Here is a 23,684-nt window from a genome sequence, read left to right as displayed (position 1 = left end):
CGTAATTGCTCAGGAATGGCACAAATTTGTCAATTTTCCAGTCCGGCGAGAATTTTCAGTTATGATTGTGATACTTACTTATAAAAGGAGCATCCATGCTTTCAATTGCGAGGCGCACCGCGGCAGGCGCCGCCCTGTTGCTTATCATGCCGCTTGCCGTATGGGTATCAGGCTGGCAGTGGCAGCCTGGACATCAGGTCTGGTGGCTAAAAACGCTATTCTGGATAACGGAAACCGTGACCAAACCCTGGGGCGTTATCACGCATGTGATTCTTTGTGGATGGTTCTTATGGTGCCTGCGATTTCGCCTGCGCGCCGCCATTATGCTGTTTGCGATTCTCGGTGGGGCGATTATCGTCGGGCAGGGCGTGAAGTCATGGGTAAAGGAGCGCGTACAGGAGCCGCGGCCATTTGTGGTCTGGCTTGAAAAAACGCACCATATTCCCGTCGATGAGTTCTACACTTTAAAGCGTACAGAACGCGGACATTTAGTGAAAGAGCAGTTGGCCGGGCAACAGAACATCCCCGTTTTCCTGCGTCAGCACTGGCAAAAAGAGACGGGCTTTGCGTTTCCCTCCGGACACACCATGTTTGCAGCGAGCTGGGCGCTTTTGGCCGTGGGTCTGTTATGGCCGCGCAGACGGACTTTCACCATCGCGTTTTTGTTAGTCTGGGCGACCGGCGTAATGGGCAGCCGTTTGCTTCTGGGAATGCACTGGCCGCGAGATTTAGTGGTCGCCACGCTCATCTCCTGGCTATTAGTTACCCTGGCGACCTGGCTGGCGCAGCGAATTTGCGGGCCGCTTATGCCGCCTCGTGAAGAAGCGCAAGAAATTGCTGAACGCGAGCAGGAAAGCTGACAACGGTTGATTTTCTGACTATTGCCCTTAAATCATCTGATGGCGGGCGCATTTCCATTTCGCGCGAGGCGGGAAAATGGTAATTTAGAAGGCTGGATGCGGTAAGTTGGACACGATTTATTCGCGCAAACCACATAACGGGAAGTAATGTGAAATATTTACTCATTTTCTTACTGGTATTGGCGATTTTTGTTATTTCGGTGACGCTGGGCGCGCAGAATGATCAACAGGTGACGTTTAACTACCTGCTGGCGCAAGGGGAGTATCGTATCTCCACGTTGCTTGCTGTGCTGTTCGCCGTCGGTTTTGCGATTGGCTGGCTGATTTGCGGCCTGTTCTGGCTGCGGGTCCGCGTTTCCCTTGCCCGTGCTGAACGTAAAATTAAACGACTGGAAAACAAGCTTTCGCCAGCAACCGACGTTGCGGTCCCTGCCGATTCGTCGGTTGTAAAGGAATAATCATTTATGTTGGAGTTGTTATTTCTGCTGTTGCCTGTAGCCGCTGCCTATGGGTGGTATATGGGTCGCAGAAGTGCGCAACAAACAAAACAGGATGAAGCTAACCGCCTGTCGCGCGATTATGTCGCAGGGGTTAACTTCCTGCTGAGTAACCAACAAGATAAAGCGGTGGATCTGTTCCTCGATATGCTTAAAGAGGATACCGGCACCGTTGAGGCTCATCTCACTCTCGGTAATCTGTTTCGCTCACGCGGCGAAGTCGATCGCGCCATCCGTATTCATCAAACGCTCATGGAAAGCGCTTCATTGACCTATGAACAGCGTTTACTGGCTGTTCAGCAACTGGGGCGCGACTATATGGCCGCCGGTTTATATGACCGCGCGGAAGATATGTTTAACCAACTTACCGACGAAACGGAATTTCGCGTAGGCGCGTTACAGCAGCTCTTGCAAATCTATCAGCTAACCAGCGACTGGCAAAAGGCGATCGAAGTAGCAGAACGGCTGGTGAAACTGGGCAAAGATAAACAGCGTATCGAAATTGCCCATTTTTACTGTGAGTTAGCGTTACAGCAGATGGGCAACGACGACATGGATCGCGCGATGGCGTTGCTGAAAAAAGGTGCCGCCGCAGATAAAAATAGCGCCCGGGTGTCTATCATGATGGGGCGCGTTTATATGGCGAGAGGGGATTACGCCAAAGCGGTCGAAAGCTTGCAACGTGTGATCGTTCAGGATAAAGAGCTGGTCAGCGAAACGCTGGAGATGCTGCAAACCTGTTATCAACAGCTCGGTAAAAATGCCGAGTGGGCGGAGTTTTTACGTCGCGCCGTTGAGGAGAATACCGGTGCTGGCGCTGAGTTAATGCTTGCCGATATTCTGGAAGCGCGTGAAGGTAGTGACGCAGCTCAAGTCTATATTACGCGTCAGCTACAGCGACATCCTACCATGCGGGTGTTCCATAAGCTGATGGATTACCACCTCAACGAGGCGGAAGAAGGGCGAGCGAAAGAAAGCCTGATGGTACTGCGTGATATGGTTGGCGAGCAGGTGCGCAGTAAACCGCGGTATCGTTGTCAGAAATGCGGTTTTACCGCCTATACCTTGTACTGGCACTGTCCGTCCTGCCGGGCATGGTCGACCATTAAACCTATTCGCGGACTTGATGGGCAGTAGTATATAAAAAAAGCCTTACTTTAGTTACAACATACTTAATGACATAAGACAAGAAACAACGCTGGCATCGGCAACCAGAGCTTATCAGGTTGTCAATCGAACCTGTTAATTTCCCTGCGCCGCAGGTAGAATGCACGCCGTTTATCCAATTTGGGCCACTTCCGGTGCCCATCATCAAGAAGGTCTGGTCATGACGTTTACTGCTTCATCTTCTTCCTGCGCTATTACTGAATCGCCTGTCGTTGTGGCGTTGGATTACCATGAACGCGATAAAGCCCTGGCGTTTGTCGATAAAATCGATCCTCGCGATTGTCGCTTAAAAGTGGGCAAAGAGATGTTCACGCTGTTTGGTCCACAGCTCGTCCGGGATCTCCAGCAACGTGGGTTTGATGTCTTTCTTGATCTAAAATTTCATGATATTCCCAACACCACGGCCCGGGCAGTCGCCGCAGCGGCAGACCTGGGCGTCTGGATGGTAAACGTTCACGCGTCTGGCGGGGCGAGAATGATGGCCGCAGCGCGCGACGCGCTGGCGCCATTCGGTAAAGATGCGCCGTTGCTCATTGCCGTGACCGTGTTGACCAGTATGGAAACCAGCGATCTGCGCGATCTGGGCGTGACGTTGTCACCAGCGGAACATGCGGAGCGGCTGGCGCGCCTGACGCAGCAATGCGGGCTGGATGGCGTGGTCTGTTCCGCTCAGGAAGCGGTCAGATTTAAACAGGTCTTTGGCGCTGCATTTAAGCTGGTGACGCCGGGCATTCGGCCCGCAGGCAGCGAGGCAGGCGACCAGCGACGCATTATGACGCCCGAACAGGCATTATCCGCCGGCGTCGACTATATGGTGATTGGCCGCCCGGTTACGCAATCGGTAGATCCGGCGCAAACGCTGAAGGATATTAACGCGTCACTGAAACGGGAGGCATAATGAGCGATTCCAATAGTCGTCTGGTTTATTCAACACAGACGGGGCGCATTGAAGAACCTAAAACGGCACCAGTTCGTCCCAAAGGGGATGGTATCGTTCGCATTCAGCGTCAAACCAGTGGCCGTAAGGGTAAAGGCGTATGTTTGATTACCGGTATCGAGATGAATGATGCGGAATTAACCAAACTGGCGGCTGAACTGAAGAAAAAATGCGGCTGTGGCGGGGCAGTAAAAGAAGGGATTATTGAAATTCAGGGTGATAAACGCGACTTGATAAAATCATTGCTGGAAGCTAAAGGAATGAAAGTAAAATTAGCTGGCGGCTAATGAAAACGCCACGGTTGTAAATTACCGTGGCGTAAAAGTCAACTTTGTCTATTTTTGTAATCCAGACCTGAAAAGAATAAACATATTATTTTGAGCCGTTCAATATTTAAACGTCTGGATTATTTTCCAACCTGGTGACCAATCACGCCGCCGACCGCCGCGCCGCCCAGGGTGCCTAATGTACTGCCGTCCGTTAACACTGCGCCGCCTAACGCCCCCGCACCTGCGCCAATAGCCGTGTTGCGATCGCGCTTGGACCAGTTTGAGCAGGCGCTCAGAGACATTGCTACGGTGATTGCCAGCACAGCAGCGGCCATTTTTTTGCTCGTCATAAACATAATACTCTCTCCTGAATTAACGATTCACGGAATTAAGCTCACTATAACTATAGTTAAAATAAAACCTGTTAAGAGATTTTCCGTAAAACCTGATTGCGCAGGGGTATATCACGCAGGTGATAGTCACTTCCTGTTATTTCGCTAATATTAATTTTACGACGTTACGCTCGTTACAACAGGTAAATAGTCTTAATTGGGATGTCAGAAAAGTCTTAGAGAGAGGATGATTTGCCATAGGGCAAACCATCGGGAAATATTTTAAACGGATGAGCCAATAACATTGACTAGCAGCCCTGCATGCTCTAACTGCATTTGATCGCTGGCGGAAATTTTGGAATCCGTAATGACACGATGGAAGCGAGAGAGCGGGCCCAGGGGATAGGGATGCACACAGCCAAATTTGGAGCTGTCGGTGAGGACAATCGCTTCTGAGCCTTTTTCCAGAACAGCGTTAACCACATCCGATCGCATCATATCGCGTCCGGTAAAGCCGGTATCAGCCTGCCAGCCATCAATACCGATAAATGCTTTGCTGAAATGCACTTGATGGATAAACTGTCGCGTCAACGGCCCTACCATGCTTTCACTTTTTTTCTGATAGATTCCACCGAGGAGAATGACTTCGCAAGGGGTCTCTTTGAGCAGGTGCGCGATATAACTGCTCACGGTGATGATCGTGACATCTTTTTGTTCCGCCAGCGTCCGGGCCAATAGCGCATTGCTACTGCCATTTTCAATAAAAACGGACTCTCCTGGACTGACCAGCGAGGCGGCGAACTCCGCCAGCCGGCGTTTTAGCGTGTAGTTCGTCATCATGCGAGTCTCTACGTCATCGCTCTCAAGCGAAACGGCGAAACCGTGCGCACGGCGTAAATAGCTCTGCTTTTCCAGGGTATTCAGATCCTGACGAATCGTGACTTCAGATACGCCGGTAATTTTCGCCAGTTCAGCAACGCTCATCTGGCCTTTATCAACCACCATTTGCAAAATTGATTGTTGTCGGGAGTTCATAGTATTAATTTTATACGTTAAGAGGAGTCAACAGACAGTCAGAGAGCCGGGAAGGGCTAACGGCCATCCCGGACAAATAATCGCTATCAGATTTCCCAGGGCGATCCGGGCGCCTGGGATGGCGAGATACCGTCTTTAACCTGATCTAACAGCTCTGCTCTCAATATTTCAAGGTTATTGATGGCCGAGTGGTAATCGCCAGCAACAAGGATATCCAGCACGGTATCAATGCGTGCGGCAATTCGTTGTGCTTCGATATCAGACATGTTTGTCATCCTTAATGTCAGAAAAGGTTTCAATTCATGATGCAGAAATTAATCTGAAAAGAGAAGGGAAAAATAGGGCTATGCCTGTCTGCACAGGCTGTTCTCCCTATTATCGCCGCCGTTAACGCATTTTTTTCGTCTGATAACGTTTGTACCAGCGTTCAAAAGAAACGGCGGGCATAGGTTTAGCGAATAAAAAGCCCTGTCGTTCATTGACACCGTTTTTTGTCAGGAAGGCATCTTCTTTAGCATTTTCTACGCCTTCGGCAATCACTTGTAAATTTAGCGCCTGAGCCACCGCGACAATCGCCCGAACCAGAGATTGCGACAGCGGTTGCTTATGGATATCTCTGACGAAAGCCTGATCCAGTTTAACGGCATCAATAGGGAACCGTGCGAGTTGGGAAAGCGAAGAATACCCGGTGCCAAAATCATCCAGATGAATCTGAGCGCCGAGCTGACTAAATTGCTGGATAACCGATAGCGCCAGCGTGTCGTTTTCGATCAGGCAGCTTTCCGTTAGCTCGACATCGATCGGGCAATACTCAAAATTCAGATCGTACAAAGCCTGTTTAAGCGCAGTAAAAAGCGTCTGGTCGGCCAGTTGTCGCGCCGAAAAGTTAACGGCTACGCGCAAGTTAATCCCCTTATCGCGCCATTTCGCAATCTGGCGAACTACATCCAGAATCACCCAGCGGCCCAGCGGGACGATGAGTCCTGACTCTTCGGCGTATGAGATGAACTCCAGCGGCGGAATTAATCCGCGTTCCGGCGATTGCCAGCGTACCAGCGCTTCCAGGCTACGTACTTCGCCGCGCCAGGTAATTTTGGGCTGATAGTGAATAAGTAACTGGTCGTTTTCCAGCGCTTTTCGCAGGTTTGTATCCAGCCAGTGATAGTCAAATACGCGCTGATTCATTTCAGGCGAAAAAACGCAGAACTGACCGCGGCCGCCTTCTTTGGCGTTATACATTGCGGTATCGGCAGTGCGAATGAGACTTTCGCTGTCCTGTCCGTGCCGGGGGGCCAACGAAATGCCAATGGCGCATCCCGTGTAAACTTCAATGAGTCCAATACGAAACGGTTGCCGCAGACGGGTAAGGATTCGTGAGGCTACTGCTTCCAGCGCGGCCTGAGACGTATGGGCAGCGAGGATAATGAATTCATCTCCCCCCAGTCTGGCCAGCAATTGATCTTCCTCCAGACAACTCAACAGCGCCAGCGAAACGGCCTGTAAGAGCTGATCGCCAAACATATGCCCATAGGTGTCATTAATTTTCTTGAAGTTATCCAGATCGAGATAAACGATACCCACCTGCGACTCGCCAGCCGAGGCAATAGCATGATTAATAAATTCATGGATAGCATTGCGATTGGGCAGGCCGGTGACGGTGTCTGTATTCGCCAGTATGCGTAAACGCTCCTGAGCCCGCCTTTCTTCGGTGATATCCGTGCCTGCGCAGATCAGGAAAATTTCGTTTTTTCCGCTACCGTTATGGATGAATTTATTACGAAATAAGAACAAGCGTTGGCCTTTACGGGTCTTTATCCAGCGTTCGATTTCATAGGCATTCCCATTGCGAAAAAAATTCTCAATGTAGTGTCGGGAGGCAACCGCCTCCCGGCGGCTCATAAATAATTTAAAGACGCTTTGACCAATTACATCTTGCTCTTTTAAGCCCGTGTACTCTTCGCATAACCGATTAAATCGACAGATTTTTCCCCGACTATCCAGTATCGCAATGACTGAGTTGGCTTCTGATACGATTTGCTCGGCAAAAGAGAGCTCCTGCGCCTGCGTTGGCGAGACGGCAGGCGTATCAGGCCAGGTTGCCAGGCTTCCAGCCCATTCACGGTTATTAATCTTACGGCCTACCAGGTGCACAGCGGTAACCTGTTTTTCTATCAACAACGTTATCAGCAGACTGGACGTAATCGCCGTTATTTCCCGGATACGCCCGGCTTGTTCCGGCGATAGCTCAACCGTTTTTTCTGCATCCGTTTCACCTGTCGGGGAGAGATACAGCACGTTGCGGTCATCAGCCAGACGCCAGTGAGAGTGAAGGGGATTTAGCGCCGTTTGTTCCTGAATCTGTTTCATCATGCGTACCATCCCATTTAAGCGCCAGGTGCCCGAAAAGAAAGGTTAGCCATGTTATAAATAAGGGTAATTATGGCTGAACGTATTGTTTTATCTATGTATTCATATGTAATCCAGATTCTGGAAAAAGCATAGTCGCCAGCTAAAAATAACAAGAAATGGGGCGCTTGAATAAGATTAAACTTAGAGCATGACGGAAGGGAGAAGAAGAAAAGAAACGGCCTTTGCCTTCTCAGCAAAGGCCGTTGAGCGAGCTAAGCGTGGTTACGCTGCCGGTCGGGCAATAATGCTGCGGGTTTCCATGCGAACTTCCGCAATAGTGACATCAATGACATCCGTCACTTTATAAACCGTCTCACCTTTAATCTGTACCGTACCGTTTTCCTGGCTGCATACCAGTTCATCGCGAACGGCGTGCAGGAACGGGGCAGGGATAAAGGCGATAGCGCCGTTATCGACCAGTCGCACACGCATACCACCACGGCTGACGTCAATAATTTCTGCCGCGAAACGGGTATTTGTCCCCGCCTTATCGTTAAGGAAGCGTGCATATAACCAGTCGCCGACATCGCGCTCCGCCATGCGGTTCAGGCGACGGCGTTCCGCCATTTGCTGGGTGATATCTTCCTGCGGACGCGCAATAGCTTCCCCCTTGATGACCGCTTTCAGCAGGCGATGGTTAATCATATCGCCATACTTACGGATGGGAGAAGTCCAGGTGGCGTAAGCCTCAAGACCAAGACCGAAATGCGGCCCCGGCTCGGTGCTGATTTCCGCAAAAGACTGGAAGCGACGAATGCGGCTGTCAAGGAAACCGGAGGGCTGCGCATCCAGTTCGCGACGCAGTTTACAGAAGCCTTCCAGCGTCAGCACCTCTTCGGCATCGACATGCAGACCATGCGTTTTCAGCAGCGCGGCCAGCGCGTCGGCATTCGCGGGATCGAAGCCCGTATGTACGTTGTAAATACCGAAACCGAGCTTATCGCGCAGTACGCGCGCGGCGCAAAGGTTAGCGGCGATCATCGACTCTTCTACGATACGGTTAGCGATACGGCGCGGTTCCGCCACAATATCCAGTACTTCGCCTTTTTCGCCAAGCACAAAGCGGTAATCCGGGCGGTCTTTAAAGACTAACGCATGATGATGACGCCACTCACTGCGGCTTAGACAAATACGGTGCAACAGACGAATCTGCTGGGCAATGCCTTCGTTATCCGGCTGCCAGGTGCCGTTATTTTCCAGCCAGTCGGAGACATTGTCGTACGCCAGCTTGGCCTTCGATTCGATGGTGGCCGCAAAAAAGGCGATATCATCGTCAATGGTGCCGTCCGCAGCGATTATCATGCGACAGGCGAGCGCCGGACGCACTTCGTTGGCGCGCAGTGAGCACAGATCGTCAGACAGTTCACGTGGCAGCATAGGAATATTGAAGCCCGGCAGGTAGTTGGTGAAGGCGCGAATTTTCGCGGCGTTATCCAGCTTACTGCCTTCGGCAATCCAGGCGGTAGGATCGGCGATAGCCACCGTAAGCTGGAGTCTGCCGTCCGCTAATTCCTCAGCATAAAGCGCGTCATCCATATCTTCAGTGCTGGCGCTATCGATAGTGACGAAATTCAGCGCGGTAAGATCCTGGCGCTCCAGCCCTTCGTCCAGCATCTCCGTCGCTACGCCGTTCGGCGCTTCTTTTTCCAGGTTATGGCGGGCAAGCGTAACCCACCAGGGAACAAAGTGATCGTCGGCAAAGGTGATGTACTGCGTTAAATCGGCGTAAAACGAACGGTCGCCTTTAAGCGGATGGCGGCGCATTTCGGCAACCGCCCAGTCACCTTCTTTGAACTCATGCTGAACGCCGCGCGCGGCGCGGCAGGGAATCGCGTCTTTCAGCAACGGATGATCCGGCACGATGGACAGGCGGTCATTTTTACCCTGAACTTTTCCCACAAAGCGCGTCAGGAACGGTTCGATCAGTTCTTCCGGCTCGGCAGACTCCCGTTCTTTTTCCGTGTGGATGACCGCGACGATACGATCGCCATGCATCACTTTTTTCATCTGCGGTGGAGGAATGAAATAGCTTTTTTGCGCGTCAACTTCAAGGAAGCCAAAGCCTTTTTCCGTGGCTTTTACGACCCCTTCAGCGCGCGGCGTCTGGGAATGCAGTTGCTGTTTAAGCTGCGCTAGCAGCGGGTTGTCCTGAAACATATTCGTCTATTTTCGTAGCCAAAAGAGCGGCTGACAGTTTTACGCGATTCTGCCTGGCGCAGCAAGCGCTCTTTCTGTAATGGATGAGTTAATAGGTTTCGCCCAACGCGATTTTTAAACGATTTAACCATCCGCACACGCCGCACCAGCCTAACATATTAATGGCCTGCTCCGATGAAACTCCCCTGGTGAGTAGCGGGAAAAAATGCGCGGAGCTAAAGCGATCGGGCGCTCTGGTGAGCCATTGTATCGCCTGTGTCAGCGCAGGCTCAAGCTCCCAACGAGCGATATCGTCGTCTTCCTGGCGTAACGTGATGACAGCGCGACGCCACGCGCCAGGTTGGGTTGCCTGTTCGTTAAAGCAGGCGGCGCTGCCGTTGATACGTGATGTGAGGAGCGTGATAAGTGGAAGTAAAGAAGGGGGCGACGAGGTGTGTAATGTGCTGGTCAGTATGCGTTCGAGTAACGCGAATGAAGACGGATCGAGGATGAGTACCGGCGCCATCATTTGGCATTGTGAAGACGAATATTGCCGCCGAACTTTGGTATGGGCGGGAGGATATTCTACCAGACTGGCGGCGGGCCGCCATATCGTCTGGGGGTTTTGAAACCGCGCGGCCCTGGCAAAGCGCTGCATCTCCTGGCCGGGCAGTTCGCGCACGGGCAGACGGCAAAACGCCTGAAATATCGCCGCTACCCGCGCCTGAAAACCGATAAACCCAATGATCTGATTGATGAGTACGGTATCCCGGGCGGTTAATCCCACCTCTGCAAGCTGTTCGCGGGCCCGCGTATTGATAACGGAGGGAGAGCCGGCAAGCTGACGAGCGTATTGCGTAATTTGCGCCAGCCGTTGATTGCTCTCTCTTGAGGCGTCAGGGCCAGGTAGCGGCGCCAGACGCGCGGCATAATAGCGGCACAAACGCTGAACCCCAAATACCTGAGCGGCGGTTAGCGCGGTGCTCATACGTTCATAGGCGCTAAACGTATGAAGCCGGTCGTTGAGAACCGTGCGGGGAAATAAGACATCCGTCAACTGGCGAGCGGGCTTTAACCATGACTCAAAAGGCGTCAACGCGGTTTCTGATACCGTTAAATCCAGTAAAAAACGATCGTTAACATACGCGGCTTCCGGCATTAGCGAAAGCGGGGTTTGTGACGACATAGTGGATTGTGTTTCATGATACCAGTGGCTTTTACCCGCTTTTCGGCATTGTTCCATAGGGTTTCCCGAGGATGAAATGGCGATTGATAATGATTCGGCGTCGGATCGTTTATGCTGGATTATCCTGGCGTATGCGGGAAAGGGATGAAAGATTGTTAGGTGATAACAAATATCAGAACGCTATATAACGAGATGATCGGTGAGTGAGGGGAATGGGGCAGCACAGTCGTGCCGCCCGCTAATAAACTTAATGCGCTTACTTCAGTTCCAGTTCATTCATTGCCGCAATGCTGAACCCGCCGTCAACATGAACGACTTCGCCAGAAATGCCTGCCGAGAGATCGGAACACAGAAACGCCGCTGAGTTACCCACATCTTCAATGGTCACGGTGCGACGAATTGGCGTAACGGCTTCACAATGCGCCAGCATTTTACGGAAGTCTTTAATACCGGACGCCGCCAGCGTGCGGATTGGACCCGCAGAGATGGCGTTGACGCGAACCCCTTCCGGTCCCATAGCGTTTGCCATATAACGCACGTTGGCTTCCAGAGAGGCTTTCGCCAGACCCATGACATTGTAGTTCGGGATGGCGCGCTCCGCTCCCAGATAAGACAAGGTCAACAGCGCAGAACCCGGATTCAGCATGGTGCGGCAGGCTTTCGCCATGGCAACAAAGCTGTAAGAGCTAATATCGTGAGCGATTTTAAAGCCTTCGCGGGTAACCGCATTAACATAATCGCCGTCCAGCTGATCGCCAGGCGCGAAACCGATCGAGTGTACGAAACCGTCAAATTTCGGCCAAACGTTACCCAGCTCTGCAAACATAGCGTCAATGCTGGCATCTTCAGCGACATCACACGGTAAAACGATGCTGGAACCCAGCTGGGCAGCAAATTCTTCTACGCGGCCTTTCAGTTTGTCGTTCTGGTAGGTGAACGCCAGTTCAGCTCCTTCGCGGTGCATCGCCTGTGCGATACCGTAGGCGATGGACAGTTTACTGGCCACGCCAGTGACCAGAATGCGCTTACCGGAAAGAAAACCCATAGCTTTAATCCTTATAGTCATTGCTTATTTTTTGCTTTTACGAACAATGGTTAACAGCAACTTTTCAACATTATTCGAAATTAGTCTGAAATTATATCCCACTCCTGGCCCCGTGTGTCACGCTATTTTTCCGCCGCTATCTCCGGCAGGTGACGTTCTAAAACCACACGGTAACGAAGTCCCTGAGGATTTTGAGCACTCCCCAGGGCCAAACTGGCAAATCAAAGAGTCTAATGGGACAGACCCTAGGGTGCAGTATACCAGCTGGTGTAAGGTTCGCCTCATCCAACCAGAGACACCGGGACGGATAGCAAGTACGATAGCGATGCGCCTTCCACCAGACAAATAAAGGTTCTGTAGGAAGCCAGAATATTCATCCGAATGGTTTACCTCACCTATTAGCGATGTTATATACCCTTCATACTTCAAGTTGCTTATGTGTTGGCTACACTCGCTCACCCCAGTCACATAGTTATCTATGCTCCTGGGGACTCACTCCCTTGCCGCCTGTAAGCAACTCGAATTATTTTGGGTATAGACATGTAATTTTAACCAGCAAATGCTTAACAAAAATAATTTCTTTTTTAGGCGCTGTAAGTTTTCTCTATTTATTGATGCAGAGTAATACTGGATATGAAAAATTTTGGAAATCAGGTGATTACAGTAGTTACAAATCAGGTTTTTATATGTTTGCATGTGTATTATAATAAATTTTCAGAGGATGAGACATATGCCGTTTACATTTCATATCGGAAATCATAGTTGTCAGATATCAGAAAAGTATTTAAGAGATATCATCGATAATAAAAGAGAGCATGTTTTTTCAACGTATGAGAAATTCATAGATTTTTTCAGAAATATATTTACCAGTCGAAGTTTAATTTCTGATTATAGAGAGATATATAATCTACTGTGCCAAAAAAACGAGCGTCCAGATATTACGAAGCCTTTCTCGCTACGACCATTTTCGAGGCGAGATGAAGACTGTACACGATGGCGCCCCCTTCTTGGATATATTAAACTTATTGATGCCTCCAGACCTGAAACAATGGATAAATACACTGTAGAGGTATTAGCACATCAAGAAAATATGTTACTACTACAGATGTTTTACGATGGAGTATTAGTGACCGAGACGGAGTGTTCTGAACATTGCGTCGATTTTTTAAAAGAAACAATGTTTAATTATAATTCCGGGGAAATTACGCTTGCCGCTTTGGATAATGATAACCAGCCGCCGAGCGAAGCAGGTAGTAATGGAATCTATGAGGCTTTTGAGCAACGTTTGATAGACTTCCTGACCACGCCCGCCACGGCGTCTGGTGATGAGAGCTGCGCTACTGATCAGACGGATGCATCACAACCAGCGGCAATAGAGGCGTTTATTAACTCGCCGGAGTTTCAGAAAAATATTCGCATGCGTGATATTGAAAAAAATAAAATAGGTAGCGGAAGTTATGGGACAGTCTATCGGTTACATGAAGACTTTGTTGTTAAAATTCCAATTAATGAGCGGGGAATAAAAGTGGATGTTAACTCTCAGGAACATCGTAATTGTCATCCTGATCGTGTCAGTAAGTATTTGAATATGGCCAATGGCGACAAGAATTTTTCTCGTTCGGCCATCATGAATATTAATGGTAAAGACGTTACGGTTTTAGTTTCAAAATATATTCAAGGTCGGGAGTTAGATGTTGAAGATGAAGATAACTATCGAATGGCGGAGGCGCTTCTTAAATCCCGGGGGGTTTATATGCATGATATAAATATCTTAGGTAATATTCTGATTAAAGAAGGGGTTCTTTTCTTTGTGGATGGCGATCAAATCGTGTTGTCACAAGAATCCCGGCAACAGCGAAGCGTTTCTCTTGCAACAAGGCAACTGGAAGAGCAAATTAAGGCCCATCACCTGATAAAATTAAAGCGGGCAGAGACCGAAGAAAATACTGAAGATATTGAATATTATAAGTCACTTATTGCGGATCTTGATGCGTTAATCGGAGAGGAAGAACAGACACCTGCGCCAGGAAGACGTTTTAAACTAGCCGCGCCTGAGGAAGGGACTCTTGTGGCTAAGGTATTAAAGAATGAATTAAAAAAATAGCATTTAGTTCAGTTCTTTTCTGCGAATCGCCGGGGGCTCATTCGCTACAGATTTGCCGATCAATTATTGAGAGTTGCTATTCGCTTAAAGGTCGTTCGGGGGATCTGGACAGCCTGTAGCGGAGATGCAACTCGCCATTAGGGTTGGCGATGCCGCGCTGCCATAGTGGGTGAAATGCCACGCGATGGTGCAACACCATTAACTCGCCTTGATTTTTCCCCTCTGCCTGACAAGAAAAACCTGGCTTTACGGATGGTCTCATGCCGTCGTATTAGCGTTGTTCGGCGTAGTATGTAAATTTCCTTATAGCAATAGAAGAACATTCTCAAAACATAAAATTAGCAAGTTATCATGAAGTTAACATATATTGTTTTTTTCGATCATTTTTTATATATTGATCGTTTTTATTGATTGATTTGCGTTAAAAGCGCATTATCAGGGAGTTAAGATCAAGTGGAGTGGTCACATGCGCTATTTTTTTATGGCAGAGCCGATAAGGGCAATGGAGGGGGAGTTACTGGGTGTCGAAATTATTACCCATTTTGCATCGTCGCCCGCTCGTCCGCTACACCCTGAGTTTGTTATCTCGTCATGGGACAATTCGCAGAAGCGCCGTTTTCTGCTTGATCTGTTGCGGACAATCGCGGCCAAACATGGCTGGTTTCTACGCCACGGCCTGTTCTGTATCATAAATATCGATCGGGGTATGGCGCAGTTTGTCCTTCAGGACAAAGATATTCGCGCATTACTACACGCCATGCTATTTGTGGAGCTGCAGGTCGCTGAACATTTTTCATGTCAAGATAACGCCTTAGTCGATCCTTTAATACACGCGCTTCATAAGCAACCTAATCCATTATGGCTGGGCGACCTGGGCGTAGGGAACGCAACCGCTGCGCCATTAGTTTGCGGGTGTTTTAGCGGCGTAAAACTTGACCGCAGCTTTTTTGTCTCACAAATTGAAAAAATGACGTTTCCGCTGCTCGTCAAACATATCCGGCATTATTGTGACAAGATTGTGGTGGGTGGCCAGGAAAACGTACGCCATTTGTCGGCGTTAAAAACGGCAGGCATTTGGGCAACCCAGGGCACGTTATTTCCTTCCGTTGCGTTAGAAGAGGTTGAAACATTGCTGTTGGGCAGTCGCATGAACACCCTCAGAGAATCGAACTGAGGGTATTTGTTTCGCTTAGCGATCCTTTCGCCATGCGTCAGCGGTCAGCGCCTCGCCAAAATGGCCTGCGATTAAACGGCGGGTAAGCTCATGTAGCGGAGAGGCGAGCACATCGGCGGTGCTGCCGCGTTCAACCACTTCCCCCTGATGCATCACTAATACCTGATCGCTAATATGTTTCATCATGCCGATATGCTGCGTGACATAGATATAGGAGATGCCTTGTTTTTCCTGCAATTCAAGCATCAGATTGATGAGCTGCGAGCGCATGGACATATCAAGCGAAGCCAGCGCTTCGTCCGCGATAATGACTTTAGGGCGTAAAATCAGCGCGCGGGCCAGGCCCAGACGCTGTTTCTGCCCCGGCGCCAGCATATGCGGGTAGTAGCTCACGTGATCGGGCAATAGACCCACCATACGCATCGTCTCGACAATCTGTTTGCGCCGCTGTTCCGGCTCCAGATCGGTATTAAGGCGCAGGGGGAAGTCAAGGATCTGCGAAATACGTTGACGTGGATTCAGTGACGTTGAGGGGTCCTGAAAAATCATTCGAATACGTTGGCTTCGAAACGAATAGTCGCCGTAATGCAGGGGATGATCGTCAATAAGAAGCTCGCCGCTGGTGGGTTCAATCATGCCGGCCAGCATCTTTGCCAGCGTGGATTTGCCGGAACCGTTTTCGCCGATAATGGCCAGAGTCTGACGCTCACGAAGCGTAAAGCTTAATGGTTTCACGGCGTCGACGGTCTGGCGGCGAAACCATCCTGTCCGGTAGCGAAAGGTTTTACTCAGGTTGCGCACTTCAAGCAGAGTTTCCACCATATCACTCTCTCTCCATATTCAGCGGAAAATGACAGGCATAGAGATGATTTTTCGCGCCGGTTAAGCGTGGCGTGATAATGCATTCTCGTTGCGCGTAAGGGCAGCGCGGCCCCAGACGACAGCCTATCGGTAACTGCTCCAGTAGCGGGATCGCGCCCGGCAGCGTATTCAGACGGCTTTTATGCGGCATCGCGCTGCCAAAATCCGGAATCGCACGGATAAGCGCCTGCGTATAAGGATGATGTGGCGTCGTCACCAGATCTTTACTTGGCGCGGTTTCTACCGTCTGGCCGCAGTATAAGACGTTGATTTTGTCAGCCCACTGACTCAGCATTTGCAGGTCGTGGCTAATCAACAGAATGGTGGTATTACTGTTTTGATTCAGTCGGGTCAACAGGCGAAAAATTTGCGCCTGCGTCGTTGGTTCCATTGAGTTGGTGGGTTCATCAGCGATCAGGAGTCGCGGTTGATTCGCCAGCGCGATAGCGATCATAACTTTCTGACACTCGCCATCGGTCAGTTCATAGGGAAAACTGCGCATCGCGTCTTTATGATCTTTAATTCCCACCCGGTGCAGTAATTCAATTGCACGCCGTTTACGCCAGCCTAAACGCTGCCACCAGCGGCCTTTATAGGTCCAGGCGGGAATATTTTGCATTAGCTGGCGGCCGACGCGTTCGGAAGGATCAAGGCACGACTGCGGCTCCTGGAAGATCATCGACACATTATGTCCGACCAGCTTACGCCGTTCACGAGAGGAGAGGCGCAGCAGATCGATATCATCAAAACGCATACGGTCGGCAGTGACTCGCCAGTTGTCTTTCGCGACGCCGCAAATAGCTTTAGCAATCAAGCTCTTTCCGGAACCCGATTCACCTACCAGGCCGCGAATTTCACCTTCGCTTAATGTCATACTGACGCGATCGACCGCTTTTACCCAACCTTCGCTGGTTTTAAATTCAATGGTGAGATTGCGGATATCCAGTAACGGCATTATTCCACCCCCGCAATAATCGCACGACGAATCCCATCTCCGAGCAGGTTTACCAGTAAAACACTGAGCGTTATCGCCGCGCCGGGTAGCATAACGGTCCACGGCGCGACATAGATTAGCTCCAGCGCATCCCCCAACATGGCCCCCCATTCAGGAGAGGGAAGCTGCGCGCCGAGATCTAAAAATCCCAGCGCGGCGATGTCCAGAATCGCCATCGACAGCGCCCGGGTAATTTCGGTGACCAGACCGGCGGTAATATTCGGTAAAATGGCGAACCACAGAATATTCAGCGTTGTCGCGCCATCCAGACGGGCGGCAATGACGTACTCTTTTTCCAGTTCATCATGCACCATGCTATAGACGGAACGTACCATTCGCGGCAACAGGGCCAGCCAGACGGCAAACATCGCGTGTGACAGATGTGGGCCGGCAAATGCCACGACGATAATCGCCAGCAAGAGCGAAGGGATGGAAAGCAGCGTGTCCAGAATATGGTTCAGTACGGCAGAGCGTAAACCGTGGGTCGCGCCTGCCACTACGCCGAGGACTAATCCACATAGCGTAGCCGCCAGCGTTACGATAAACGCGCCGCCGACCGTGGGCGCCGCGCCGCTTAACAGGCGGCTCAGCACATCGCGCCCCAGATCGTCCGTCCCCAGAAAAAAGGAGACTTCGCCATAGCGTGACCAGGAGGGCGGCAGTAGCTGATAGCCCAGAAATTGCTGATCGATACCATAGGGCGCGATCCAGCCGCCAAAAATACACAGCAACGCCAGACCGGCGCATCCATACAGGCCCACCATCGCAGGCGCGTCGCTATAAAATTTGCGCCAGGCAGTGCGCAGGGTGCCTGGCGGGCGCTTTTCGCTGTATACGCTATCGTAAGGCATACCATTCCTTATGTTTCAGAGGGTTAGCCATAGCACCCAAAATATCGGAAATCACATTGACCACAATAACCAGCGAGCCAATGACCATCACGCCAGCGGAAATAGCGGCATAGTCCTGCTGACGAATGGCGTGAATTAACCATCGTCCCAGCCCTGGCCAGCTGAAAACCATTTCGGTAATCATCGCCAGCGTTAACATGGTTGAAAATTGCAGACCAAGACGGGGAATGACCGGCGGCAGCGCATTATGCAACACGTGACGGCGTAAAATCGTAAAGCGCGACAAGCCGCGCGTGGCCGCCGCTTTAACGTAGTTCTGATCGTAGACCTCAATAGTGCTGATTCGCATCAGGCGGATCACTTCTGTGGTCGGCGCGACGGAAAGCGTGAGCACCGGTAAAACCATATGCCGTATGGCGCTCATTACCATTTCATCACGCCACGGCGAATCTGAAATCCAGGCGTCAATGATGGCGAAACCGGTAACCGGTTTAACTTCATAAAGCAGGTCAAATCGCCCGGATACCGGCAGCCACCCCAGCGTGAGCGAAAAGAACAGTGTGAGCAGAAGCGCCAGCCAGAAAACCGGAATTGAGAAACCTAATAGCGCCAGAGCGCTGATAAAACGATCCGGCCATTTGCTACGCGTCACGCCCGCCAGCATCCCGACCGGGATGCCGACCATCAGCGCAAAACCAAAGGCGAGAATGCACAGCTCCATCGTGGCGGGAAACACCTCTTTAAGCTGTTCGGAGATCAGCTGGCCGTTAATGCTGGACACGCCAAAGTCCCAGTGCAGCAGACCGTTGAACCAGAAAACCCAGGCATTCCATAATGATGCGCCTTGTAGCGGCGCGTGCGGCGTAAAATAGCTCAGGCTAAAGCCGATAAAGGTCAGGAAGAAGAGCGTCACCAGCAACAGCAATAACCGACGCAGGGTGAAGATAATCATGGTTTTTTCACCTCTTCGTGTTTTTCGCGGGAGACGCCGGCAAAAGACGCATTGCCGAACGGGCTTAACACCAGCCCTTTAATATCGTAGCGGTAAGCCTGCAGGCGTAGTGATGATGCCAGCGGCAGTATCGGCAGCTCTTTCTCCAGGATATTCTGCGCTTCCTCATATGCTTCTATGCGCGAAGCCAACTGCTGCGACGACAGTGCTTTACGCAGCACGCTGTCAAATTCAGGGTTACACCAGTGGGCGAAATTGGTTTGCGAATTGATGGCCGCACAGCTTAACAGTGGTCTGAAAAAGCTATCCGGATCGTTGCTGTCCGTGGCCCAGCCGGATAAGGTCAGATCGTGATTCATATCCATCAGGCGCGCCTCCTGAAAACGACCTTCAACCGGCACAATGACCACTTTTACGCCAACCTGCGCCATATCCGCCTGAATAAGCTCCGCCGTTTTTAGCGGACTTGGGTTCCAGGCCTGAGAACTGGTCGGCACCCAGAGATGCAGCGTAAGATTCTCAATGCCCAGCGCTTTTAGCTGTTCGCGCGATTTTTCCGGATTGTACTCCGTAATTTTGGCATCGTTATCGTAAGCCCATGAGGCTCTCGGTAAAATGGAGGCTGCGGTTTCCGCCGTGCCGTAATAAATCGACTGCATCAGACGCTGGTTGTTGATCGATAAGGCCAGCGCATGGCGCACTGCGGGATTATTCAACGGCGGCTTATCGGTGTTAAAGGCCAGATAGGCGATATTCATCCCCGGGCGCAACGTCAGACGTAAACGCGGATCGTCGCGTAAAATAGTTAGCTGGCTGGCGGCGGGCCAGGCCAGAACATCGCATTCACCGGTCAGTAATTTCGATAAACGCCCGGTACCGCCGGAGCCTAAATCCACCACCACTTGCGGCATCAGCGGTTTGCCGCGCCAAAACCCATCGTGGCGCTGGAGACGAATAAACTGCCCGGCACGGTACTCCGAAAGCTGGAAAGGCCCGGTGCCAACCGGTTGGCGGTCTAGCAGTTCCTGACGATCTTTTCGGCTAAGCTGCGCGGCGTACTCAGCGGACATGACGGAAGCGTAGTGTGTGGCCAGATGCCATAAAAAGGAGGCGTCTGGCTGCGTCAGGCGAAACTCAACGGTGTTATTGTCCAGCTTACGCACGCTTTTTACATTGTCGGCGAACTGTAGGCTATCAAAGTAGGGGAAGCTACTGCCGTTGATGTTATGCCACGGATGTCGACGATCGAAAATCCGCTGAAAGGTAAAGACGACATCATCAGCATTGAGTTTTCGGGTCGGCGTAAACCAGGCGGTTTTTTGAAAGGAAACGTCGCGGCGCAGGTGAAAACGGTACGTTGCCCCGTTATCCAGCACTTCCCAGCTTTCTGCCAGCTCTGGGACTAAACGATAAGTATAGGGATCGACATCCAACAGGCGATCATATAACTGGGCGGCCAGGGTATCGACGATGAGGCCGCTGCTCGCTTTTTGCGGATTAAAGGTGTTGACCTGCCCGCTAACACAATACACAAAGCCGCTATCGCGAATATCTGCACTCGCAGTTTGTTCGGGCGCAGTCGCAGCCGTAGCCTGACTACTCAGTAGACCCGCTATCACGATCAGAGACGATAAAACCAGGCGCATAATAGTTAAGTTTTTGAAGTTCAATTTGCAAAGTGTATCGCACTTCGGCCCGCCACGTAAAAATGTCGGTGGATAACTGGCGTAAATGTCGTCAATTAGCCGGAGAAATAGCTAAAGCTGATGCTTTTTAAGCAAGGCGCGAAACTGATGGTAGGTGAGTGCCAGCAAATCGGCGGCTCGTTTCTGGTTAAATTTCGCCTGCTGTAAGCTACGTTGCAGCAGCGCTTTTTCCTGTTGCAGTTGAAACTCCCGCAAGTTGAGCGGCAGGTCAGGCGTGGCGGATGCCGATGGCAGGGCGGGCGTGGGCGGTTCGGCGGGATGGCGTTGAAAAGGATCGATAACAATTTCATCCAAAGGATGTTCACTGCTGCCGTGGCGATACACTGAACGTTCGACTACGTTTTTCAGCTCGCGGACATTACCCGGCCAGGCGTAATGCAACAACGTTTCTTTTGCCCGATCGGTAAAACCGGGAAATAAGGGCAGACGTAGCTCACGACACATCTGAATAGCAAAATGCTCGGCCATCAGCATGATATCGCTTTGGCGTTCGCGCAGCGGCGGCAGTTGTACAACGTCAAAAGCCAGCCTGTCGAGCAGATCGGCACGAAATGTCCCTTCCTTCACCATGGCGGGTAAATCGGCGTTGGTGGCGCATACTAATCGCACATTAACCTGTAACGGTTGGCTGCCGCCGACGCGCTCTAGCTCGCCATATTCAATCACCCGCAGTAGCTTTTCCTGTACCAGCATCGGCGCTGTCGCCAGTTCATCCAAAAACAGCGTGCCGCCATCGGCGCGTTCAAAGCGACCGGGATGACGTTTTTGCGCCCCGGTAAAAGCGCCCGCTTCATGACCAAACAGTTCGGAGTCCAGCAGATTTTCGTTAAGCGCCGCGCAGTTAAGCGAGATAAGCGGTCCCTGCCAGCGTGAAGAGAGATAGTGCAGGCGATTGGCGATAAGTTCTTTACCCGTCCCGCGTTCGCCAATAATCAGCACTGGCTTATCCAGCGGCGCGAGCCGGGAGACTTGTTCCAGTACTTCAAGAAAACGGTTTGCCTCGCCGAGCAGGTTATCTTTAAATTCAGCCATGATGAAAATCGCCACTTGTTAGTGTTTTTCACCACTTTATCCTTTTTTGCTGGCGAGGTAAAACGAAACAATTTCTTTATTATCAGTGATATGAAAAGTTGGCACGCAAATTGTATTAATCATGTAGCAGGGCATCGCCCGTTATCAGAACATTATGTGAGGATTGAATTATGGGTATTTTTTCTCGTTTTGCCGACATCGTGAACGCCAATATCAATGCGTTGTTGGAAAAAGCGGAGGATCCGCAGAAGCTGGTGCGCCTGATGATTCAGGAGATGGAAGATACGCTGGTGGAGGTTCGCTCGAACTCCGCGCGTGCTTTAGCGGAAAAGAAACAGTTATCCCGTCGTATTGAACAGGCTACGACTCAGCAGACCGAGTGGCAAGAAAAAGCGGAACTGGCTCTGCGCAAAGATAAAGACGATCTGGCGCGCGCCGCATTGATTGAAAAACAAAAGCTGACCGATTTAATTGCTACGCTTGAACAGGAAGTCACGCTGGTGGATGACACGCTGGCGCGCATGAAGAAAGAGATTGGCGAGCTGGAAAACAAACTCAGCGAAACACGCGCTCGCCAGCAGGCGCTGATGCTGCGTCATCAGGCGGCGAGTTCTTCCCGTGATGTCCGTCGTCAGCTTGACAGCGGCAAACTGGATGAAGCCATGGCGCGGTTTGAATCCTTTGAACGTCGTATCGATCAAATGGAAGCGGAAGCGGAAAGCCATCGTTTTGGTAAGCAGCAATCGCTGGACCAACAGTTTGCCAACCTGAAAGCCGATGATGAAATCAGCGAGCAGCTGGCGCAGTTGAAAGCCAAAATGAAGCAAGATAATCAATAATGACAATGGCGGCGCCGGTACGCGCCGTCGCTCATCAGCTTTAGGTGTAAGGAGAACGCATGAGCGCGCTATTTCTGGCCATCCCGTTAACCATTTTTGTGTTGTTTGTGTTACCGATTTGGCTGTGGCTGCATTACAGCAACCGCGCCGGTCGGGGAGAACTGTCGCAAAGCGAGCAGCAACGCTTACTGCAACTCACAGACGATGCGCAACGTATGCGCGAGCGCATTCAGGCGCTGGAAGACATTCTTGATGCAGAGCATCCGAACTGGAGAGAGCGCTAATGGGTGGAATCAATCTGAATAAAAAACTATGGCGTATGCCGCAAAAGGGCATGGTGCGTGGCGTTTGCGCCGGGATCGCCGACTACCTTGATGTACCGGTAAAACTGGTGCGTATTCTGGTCGTGCTGTCGATTTTCTTTGGGCTGGCGTTTTTTACCGTAGTGGCCTATATCGTCCTGTCTTTTGTACTGGACCCTATGCCGGATAATCTGGCCGCAGGCAAACCGCAGCCGACCAGCGGCGAACTGCTGGATACCGTAGACAGAGAGCTTGCCGCAGGCGAAAAGCGTTTGCGAGAAATGGAACGCTACGTCACGTCAGATACGTTCACACTGCGTAGTCGTTTCCGTCAACTTTAAGTGTTATATCGGGAAGGTGAAGATGAATATTCGCTGGCAACGCGCCGGGCAGAAGGTGAAGCCCGGCTTCAAAATAGCAGGTAAGCTGGTTCTGTTGACCGCGTTACGCTACGGGCCTGCCGGCGTGGCGGGATGGGCGGTAAAATCCGTCGCCCGTCGTCCGCTAAAAATGTTGCTGGCGTTTGCGCTGGAGCCAGTACTTCGTAAGGCGGCGAATAAAATTTCGCAGCGTTACAAATAGCGAGTCTGGTCATAATATTTCGTTAAGCTCTGGCGTATAGTGTGTGCGAAATACATTACGTGTCAGGACGGAAGTATGTTGAAAAAAGGAATATTTGCGTTAGCGTTATTCATAGCCATGCCGCTTTATGCCGCAGAATACTGGATAGATGTCCGCATTCCGGAACAATATCAGCGTGAGCATATTCAGGGCGCGATTAATATCCCATTGAAGGAGATTAAATCTCATATCGAAACGGTAGTTCCAGACAGGAACGATACGGTAAAGTTATATTGCAACTCCGGGCGACAGTCGGGCATGGCAAAACAAATGTTGCTTGATATGGGGTATACGCACGCGATGAATATGGGCGGCATCAGTCGTCTTGATATGCCGAAAGTAAAAAAATAGATAATCTATTGCTCAATACTCATA

The 23,684-nt window shown here is 50.9% G+C and carries 26 protein-coding genes and 1 pseudogene; 12 read left to right on the top strand and 15 right to left on the bottom strand.

Annotated features, from left to right (window positions below):
* The first annotated feature begins 95 nt into the window (after nucleotides 1-95).
* The 5 genes from pgpB to yciH all read left to right on the top strand — a co-directional run bounded on the left by pgpB (nucleotide 96) and on the right by yciH (nucleotide 3,748).
* On the top strand, nucleotides 96-860 hold the full coding sequence (gene pgpB, locus ACH0WD_RS07720; RefSeq protein ID WP_000948651.1) for a phosphatidylglycerophosphatase B: 765 nt from the start codon (nucleotides 96-98) through the stop codon (nucleotides 858-860).
* A 149-nt stretch (nucleotides 861-1,009) separates the two neighbouring features.
* Nucleotides 1,010-1,318, top strand: coding sequence for a LapA family protein (locus tag ACH0WD_RS07715; protein ID WP_000876301.1), 309 nt, complete (start codon nucleotides 1,010-1,012; stop codon nucleotides 1,316-1,318).
* A gap of 6 nt (nucleotides 1,319-1,324) precedes the next feature.
* The gene (gene lapB / locus ACH0WD_RS07710; RefSeq protein WP_000891378.1) at nucleotides 1,325-2,494 is read left to right on the top strand and encodes a lipopolysaccharide assembly protein LapB; all 1,170 of its coding nucleotides are present in this window, start codon (nucleotides 1,325-1,327) and stop codon (nucleotides 2,492-2,494) included.
* A 190-nt stretch (nucleotides 2,495-2,684) separates the two neighbouring features.
* On the top strand, nucleotides 2,685-3,422 hold the full coding sequence (pyrF, locus tag ACH0WD_RS07705) for an orotidine-5'-phosphate decarboxylase (protein ID WP_001529407.1): 738 nt from the start codon (nucleotides 2,685-2,687) through the stop codon (nucleotides 3,420-3,422).
* Nucleotides 3,422-3,748 carry a stress response translation initiation inhibitor YciH gene (yciH, locus tag ACH0WD_RS07700; RefSeq protein WP_001285199.1) on the top strand — a complete coding sequence of 109 codons (327 nt, stop codon included), beginning with the start codon at nucleotides 3,422-3,424 and terminating at the stop codon, nucleotides 3,746-3,748. The genes pyrF and yciH overlap by 1 nt, the downstream gene beginning before the upstream one ends.
* Nucleotides 3,749-3,867: 119 nt before the next feature.
* Here yciH and osmB read toward each other — a convergent pair whose 3' ends face one another.
* The 9 genes and pseudogenes from osmB to ACH0WD_RS07655 all read right to left on the bottom strand — a co-directional run bounded on the left by osmB (nucleotide 3,868) and on the right by ACH0WD_RS07655 (nucleotide 12,569).
* Nucleotides 3,868-4,086, bottom strand: a complete 219-nt coding sequence (osmB, locus tag ACH0WD_RS07695; protein WP_000481166.1) for an osmotically-inducible lipoprotein OsmB — start codon at nucleotides 4,084-4,086, stop codon at nucleotides 3,868-3,870.
* A gap of 258 nt (nucleotides 4,087-4,344) precedes the next feature.
* Nucleotides 4,345-5,097: a DNA-binding transcriptional regulator YciT gene (locus ACH0WD_RS07690; protein WP_001088593.1), complete on the bottom strand. Its 753-nt coding sequence runs from the start codon at nucleotides 5,095-5,097 to the stop codon at nucleotides 4,345-4,347.
* Nucleotides 5,098-5,183: 86 nt separating this feature from the next.
* A complete protein-coding gene (locus tag ACH0WD_RS07685) occupies nucleotides 5,184-5,363 on the bottom strand; it encodes a hypothetical protein (protein WP_001279854.1) in 180 nt (59 codons plus the stop codon).
* 121 nt (nucleotides 5,364-5,484) lie between these two features.
* Complete coding sequence (gene pdeR / locus ACH0WD_RS07680; protein ID WP_001747569.1) at nucleotides 5,485-7,467, bottom strand: cyclic di-GMP phosphodiesterase; 1,983 nt, start codon at nucleotides 7,465-7,467, stop codon at nucleotides 5,485-5,487.
* Between the two features lie 261 nt (nucleotides 7,468-7,728).
* Nucleotides 7,729-9,663, bottom strand: coding sequence for an exoribonuclease II (locus tag ACH0WD_RS07675; protein WP_000485041.1), 1,935 nt, complete (start codon nucleotides 9,661-9,663; stop codon nucleotides 7,729-7,731).
* A 244-nt stretch (nucleotides 9,664-9,907) separates the two neighbouring features.
* A pseudogene (locus tag ACH0WD_RS07670) lies at nucleotides 9,908-10,885 on the bottom strand (CMD domain-containing protein); the annotation flags it as partial.
* 199 nt (nucleotides 10,886-11,084) lie between these two features.
* Entirely contained in the window at nucleotides 11,085-11,873 is a 789-nt protein-coding gene (gene fabI / locus ACH0WD_RS07665) for an enoyl-ACP reductase FabI (protein WP_000506501.1), read from the bottom strand.
* Between the two features lie 117 nt (nucleotides 11,874-11,990).
* Nucleotides 11,991-12,284: a hypothetical protein gene (locus ACH0WD_RS07660; RefSeq protein WP_031602435.1), complete on the bottom strand. Its 294-nt coding sequence runs from the start codon at nucleotides 12,282-12,284 to the stop codon at nucleotides 11,991-11,993.
* Between the two features lie 81 nt (nucleotides 12,285-12,365).
* Nucleotides 12,366-12,569, bottom strand: coding sequence for a hypothetical protein (locus ACH0WD_RS07655; RefSeq protein ID WP_001518100.1), 204 nt, complete (start codon nucleotides 12,567-12,569; stop codon nucleotides 12,366-12,368).
* A 34-nt stretch (nucleotides 12,570-12,603) separates the two neighbouring features.
* Between ACH0WD_RS07655 and steC the strand changes: the two genes are divergently transcribed.
* Together steC and ACH0WD_RS07645 are read left to right on the top strand one after the other, a co-directional pair.
* Entirely contained in the window at nucleotides 12,604-13,977 is a 1,374-nt protein-coding gene (gene steC, locus ACH0WD_RS07650) for an SPI-2 type III secretion system effector kinase SteC (protein ID WP_001116905.1), read from the top strand.
* Between the two features lie 466 nt (nucleotides 13,978-14,443).
* On the top strand, nucleotides 14,444-15,151 hold the full coding sequence (locus ACH0WD_RS07645; protein WP_001268415.1) for an EAL domain-containing protein: 708 nt from the start codon (nucleotides 14,444-14,446) through the stop codon (nucleotides 15,149-15,151).
* Between the two features lie 15 nt (nucleotides 15,152-15,166).
* Here the strand turns inward: ACH0WD_RS07645 and sapF are convergent, their stop codons facing one another.
* The 6 genes from sapF to pspF all read right to left on the bottom strand — a co-directional run bounded on the left by sapF (nucleotide 15,167) and on the right by pspF (nucleotide 21,547).
* A complete protein-coding gene (sapF, locus tag ACH0WD_RS07640; RefSeq protein ID WP_000230462.1) occupies nucleotides 15,167-15,973 on the bottom strand; it encodes a peptide ABC transporter ATP-binding protein SapF in 807 nt (268 codons plus the stop codon).
* A 1-nt stretch (nucleotide 15,974) separates the two neighbouring features.
* The gene (gene sapD, locus ACH0WD_RS07635) at nucleotides 15,975-16,967 is read right to left on the bottom strand and encodes a peptide ABC transporter ATP-binding protein SapD (protein WP_001128869.1); all 993 of its coding nucleotides are present in this window, start codon (nucleotides 16,965-16,967) and stop codon (nucleotides 15,975-15,977) included.
* The gene (gene sapC / locus ACH0WD_RS07630; protein WP_001146150.1) at nucleotides 16,967-17,857 is read right to left on the bottom strand and encodes a peptide ABC transporter permease SapC; all 891 of its coding nucleotides are present in this window, start codon (nucleotides 17,855-17,857) and stop codon (nucleotides 16,967-16,969) included. Before sapC ends, sapD begins: the two co-directional genes overlap by 1 nt.
* Complete coding sequence (gene sapB / locus ACH0WD_RS07625; protein WP_000583298.1) at nucleotides 17,844-18,809, bottom strand: peptide ABC transporter permease SapB; 966 nt, start codon at nucleotides 18,807-18,809, stop codon at nucleotides 17,844-17,846. Before sapB ends, sapC begins: the two co-directional genes overlap by 14 nt.
* Nucleotides 18,806-20,455 carry a peptide ABC transporter substrate-binding protein SapA gene (gene sapA, locus ACH0WD_RS07620; RefSeq protein ID WP_001241628.1) on the bottom strand — a complete coding sequence of 550 codons (1,650 nt, stop codon included), beginning with the start codon at nucleotides 20,453-20,455 and terminating at the stop codon, nucleotides 18,806-18,808. The genes sapB and sapA overlap by 4 nt, the downstream gene beginning before the upstream one ends.
* A 111-nt stretch (nucleotides 20,456-20,566) precedes the next feature.
* Nucleotides 20,567-21,547, bottom strand: coding sequence for a phage shock protein operon transcriptional activator (pspF, locus tag ACH0WD_RS07615; RefSeq protein ID WP_001747565.1), 981 nt, complete (start codon nucleotides 21,545-21,547; stop codon nucleotides 20,567-20,569).
* 170 nt (nucleotides 21,548-21,717) lie between these two features.
* On the opposite strand from pspF, the gene pspA reads away from it, so the two are divergent.
* The 5 genes from pspA (at nucleotide 21,718) to pspE (ending at nucleotide 23,660) form a co-directional block, all read left to right on the top strand.
* On the top strand, nucleotides 21,718-22,386 hold the full coding sequence (pspA, locus tag ACH0WD_RS07610; RefSeq protein WP_000511006.1) for a phage shock protein PspA: 669 nt from the start codon (nucleotides 21,718-21,720) through the stop codon (nucleotides 22,384-22,386).
* Between the two features lie 59 nt (nucleotides 22,387-22,445).
* A complete protein-coding gene (gene pspB, locus ACH0WD_RS07605; RefSeq protein WP_001274953.1) occupies nucleotides 22,446-22,670 on the top strand; it encodes an envelope stress response membrane protein PspB in 225 nt (74 codons plus the stop codon).
* Nucleotides 22,670-23,029: an envelope stress response membrane protein PspC gene (gene pspC / locus ACH0WD_RS07600; RefSeq protein ID WP_000508938.1), complete on the top strand. Its 360-nt coding sequence runs from the start codon at nucleotides 22,670-22,672 to the stop codon at nucleotides 23,027-23,029. Before pspB ends, pspC begins: the two co-directional genes overlap by 1 nt.
* Nucleotides 23,030-23,051: 22 nt before the next feature.
* Entirely contained in the window at nucleotides 23,052-23,270 is a 219-nt protein-coding gene (pspD, locus tag ACH0WD_RS07595) for a phage shock protein PspD (RefSeq protein ID WP_001026494.1), read from the top strand.
* Between the two features lie 75 nt (nucleotides 23,271-23,345).
* Nucleotides 23,346-23,660: a thiosulfate sulfurtransferase PspE gene (gene pspE, locus ACH0WD_RS07590; RefSeq protein ID WP_000913428.1), complete on the top strand. Its 315-nt coding sequence runs from the start codon at nucleotides 23,346-23,348 to the stop codon at nucleotides 23,658-23,660.
* Nucleotides 23,661-23,684: the final 24 nt, after the last annotated feature.

Source organism: Salmonella sp. 2020_1395 (assembly GCF_043848115.1).
In the GTDB taxonomy this organism is placed as follows: Bacteria; Pseudomonadota; Gammaproteobacteria; order Enterobacterales; family Enterobacteriaceae; genus Salmonella; species Salmonella enterica.
The sequence above is the reverse complement of the archived record's forward strand: the minus strand, read 5'-3'. Positions and strand labels throughout refer to the sequence as shown.

Excerpts from the sequence above, each read along its gene's own strand:
- pspA (WP_000511006.1), top strand. The coding sequence starts at position 21,718 with ATGGGTATTTTTTCTCGTTTTGCCGACATCGTGAACGCCAATATCAAT.
- ACH0WD_RS07675 (WP_000485041.1), bottom strand. The coding sequence starts at position 9,663 with ATGTTTCAGGACAACCCGCTGCTAGCGCAGCTTAAACAGCAACTGCAT.
- pyrF (WP_001529407.1), top strand. The coding sequence starts at position 2,685 with ATGACGTTTACTGCTTCATCTTCTTCCTGCGCTATTACTGAATCGCCT.
- pspE (WP_000913428.1), top strand. The coding sequence starts at position 23,346 with ATGTTGAAAAAAGGAATATTTGCGTTAGCGTTATTCATAGCCATGCCG.
- fabI (WP_000506501.1), bottom strand. The coding sequence starts at position 11,873 with ATGGGTTTTCTTTCCGGTAAGCGCATTCTGGTCACTGGCGTGGCCAGT.
- steC (WP_001116905.1), top strand. The coding sequence starts at position 12,604 with ATGCCGTTTACATTTCATATCGGAAATCATAGTTGTCAGATATCAGAA.
- pspC (WP_000508938.1), top strand. The coding sequence starts at position 22,670 with ATGGGTGGAATCAATCTGAATAAAAAACTATGGCGTATGCCGCAAAAG.
- pspD (WP_001026494.1), top strand. The coding sequence starts at position 23,052 with ATGAATATTCGCTGGCAACGCGCCGGGCAGAAGGTGAAGCCCGGCTTC.
- sapB (WP_000583298.1), bottom strand. The coding sequence starts at position 18,809 with ATGATTATCTTCACCCTGCGTCGGTTATTGCTGTTGCTGGTGACGCTC.
- ACH0WD_RS07655 (WP_001518100.1), bottom strand. The coding sequence starts at position 12,569 with ATGCAAACATATAAAAACCTGATTTGTAACTACTGTAATCACCTGATT.
- sapF (WP_000230462.1), bottom strand. The coding sequence starts at position 15,973 with ATGGTGGAAACTCTGCTTGAAGTGCGCAACCTGAGTAAAACCTTTCGC.
- ACH0WD_RS07690 (WP_001088593.1), bottom strand. The coding sequence starts at position 5,097 with ATGAACTCCCGACAACAATCAATTTTGCAAATGGTGGTTGATAAAGGC.
- sapD (WP_001128869.1), bottom strand. The coding sequence starts at position 16,967 with ATGCCGTTACTGGATATCCGCAATCTCACCATTGAATTTAAAACCAGC.
- pdeR (WP_001747569.1), bottom strand. The coding sequence starts at position 7,467 with ATGATGAAACAGATTCAGGAACAAACGGCGCTAAATCCCCTTCACTCT.
- pgpB (WP_000948651.1), top strand. The coding sequence starts at position 96 with ATGCTTTCAATTGCGAGGCGCACCGCGGCAGGCGCCGCCCTGTTGCTT.
- yciH (WP_001285199.1), top strand. The coding sequence starts at position 3,422 with ATGAGCGATTCCAATAGTCGTCTGGTTTATTCAACACAGACGGGGCGC.
- osmB (WP_000481166.1), bottom strand. The coding sequence starts at position 4,086 with ATGTTTATGACGAGCAAAAAAATGGCCGCTGCTGTGCTGGCAATCACC.
- pspF (WP_001747565.1), bottom strand. The coding sequence starts at position 21,547 with ATGGCTGAATTTAAAGATAACCTGCTCGGCGAGGCAAACCGTTTTCTT.
- pspB (WP_001274953.1), top strand. The coding sequence starts at position 22,446 with ATGAGCGCGCTATTTCTGGCCATCCCGTTAACCATTTTTGTGTTGTTT.
- lapB (WP_000891378.1), top strand. The coding sequence starts at position 1,325 with ATGTTGGAGTTGTTATTTCTGCTGTTGCCTGTAGCCGCTGCCTATGGG.
- ACH0WD_RS07685 (WP_001279854.1), bottom strand. The coding sequence starts at position 5,363 with ATGTCTGATATCGAAGCACAACGAATTGCCGCACGCATTGATACCGTG.
- ACH0WD_RS07645 (WP_001268415.1), top strand. The coding sequence starts at position 14,444 with ATGCGCTATTTTTTTATGGCAGAGCCGATAAGGGCAATGGAGGGGGAG.
- sapC (WP_001146150.1), bottom strand. The coding sequence starts at position 17,857 with ATGCCTTACGATAGCGTATACAGCGAAAAGCGCCCGCCAGGCACCCTG.
- sapA (WP_001241628.1), bottom strand. The coding sequence starts at position 20,455 with ATGCGCCTGGTTTTATCGTCTCTGATCGTGATAGCGGGTCTACTGAGT.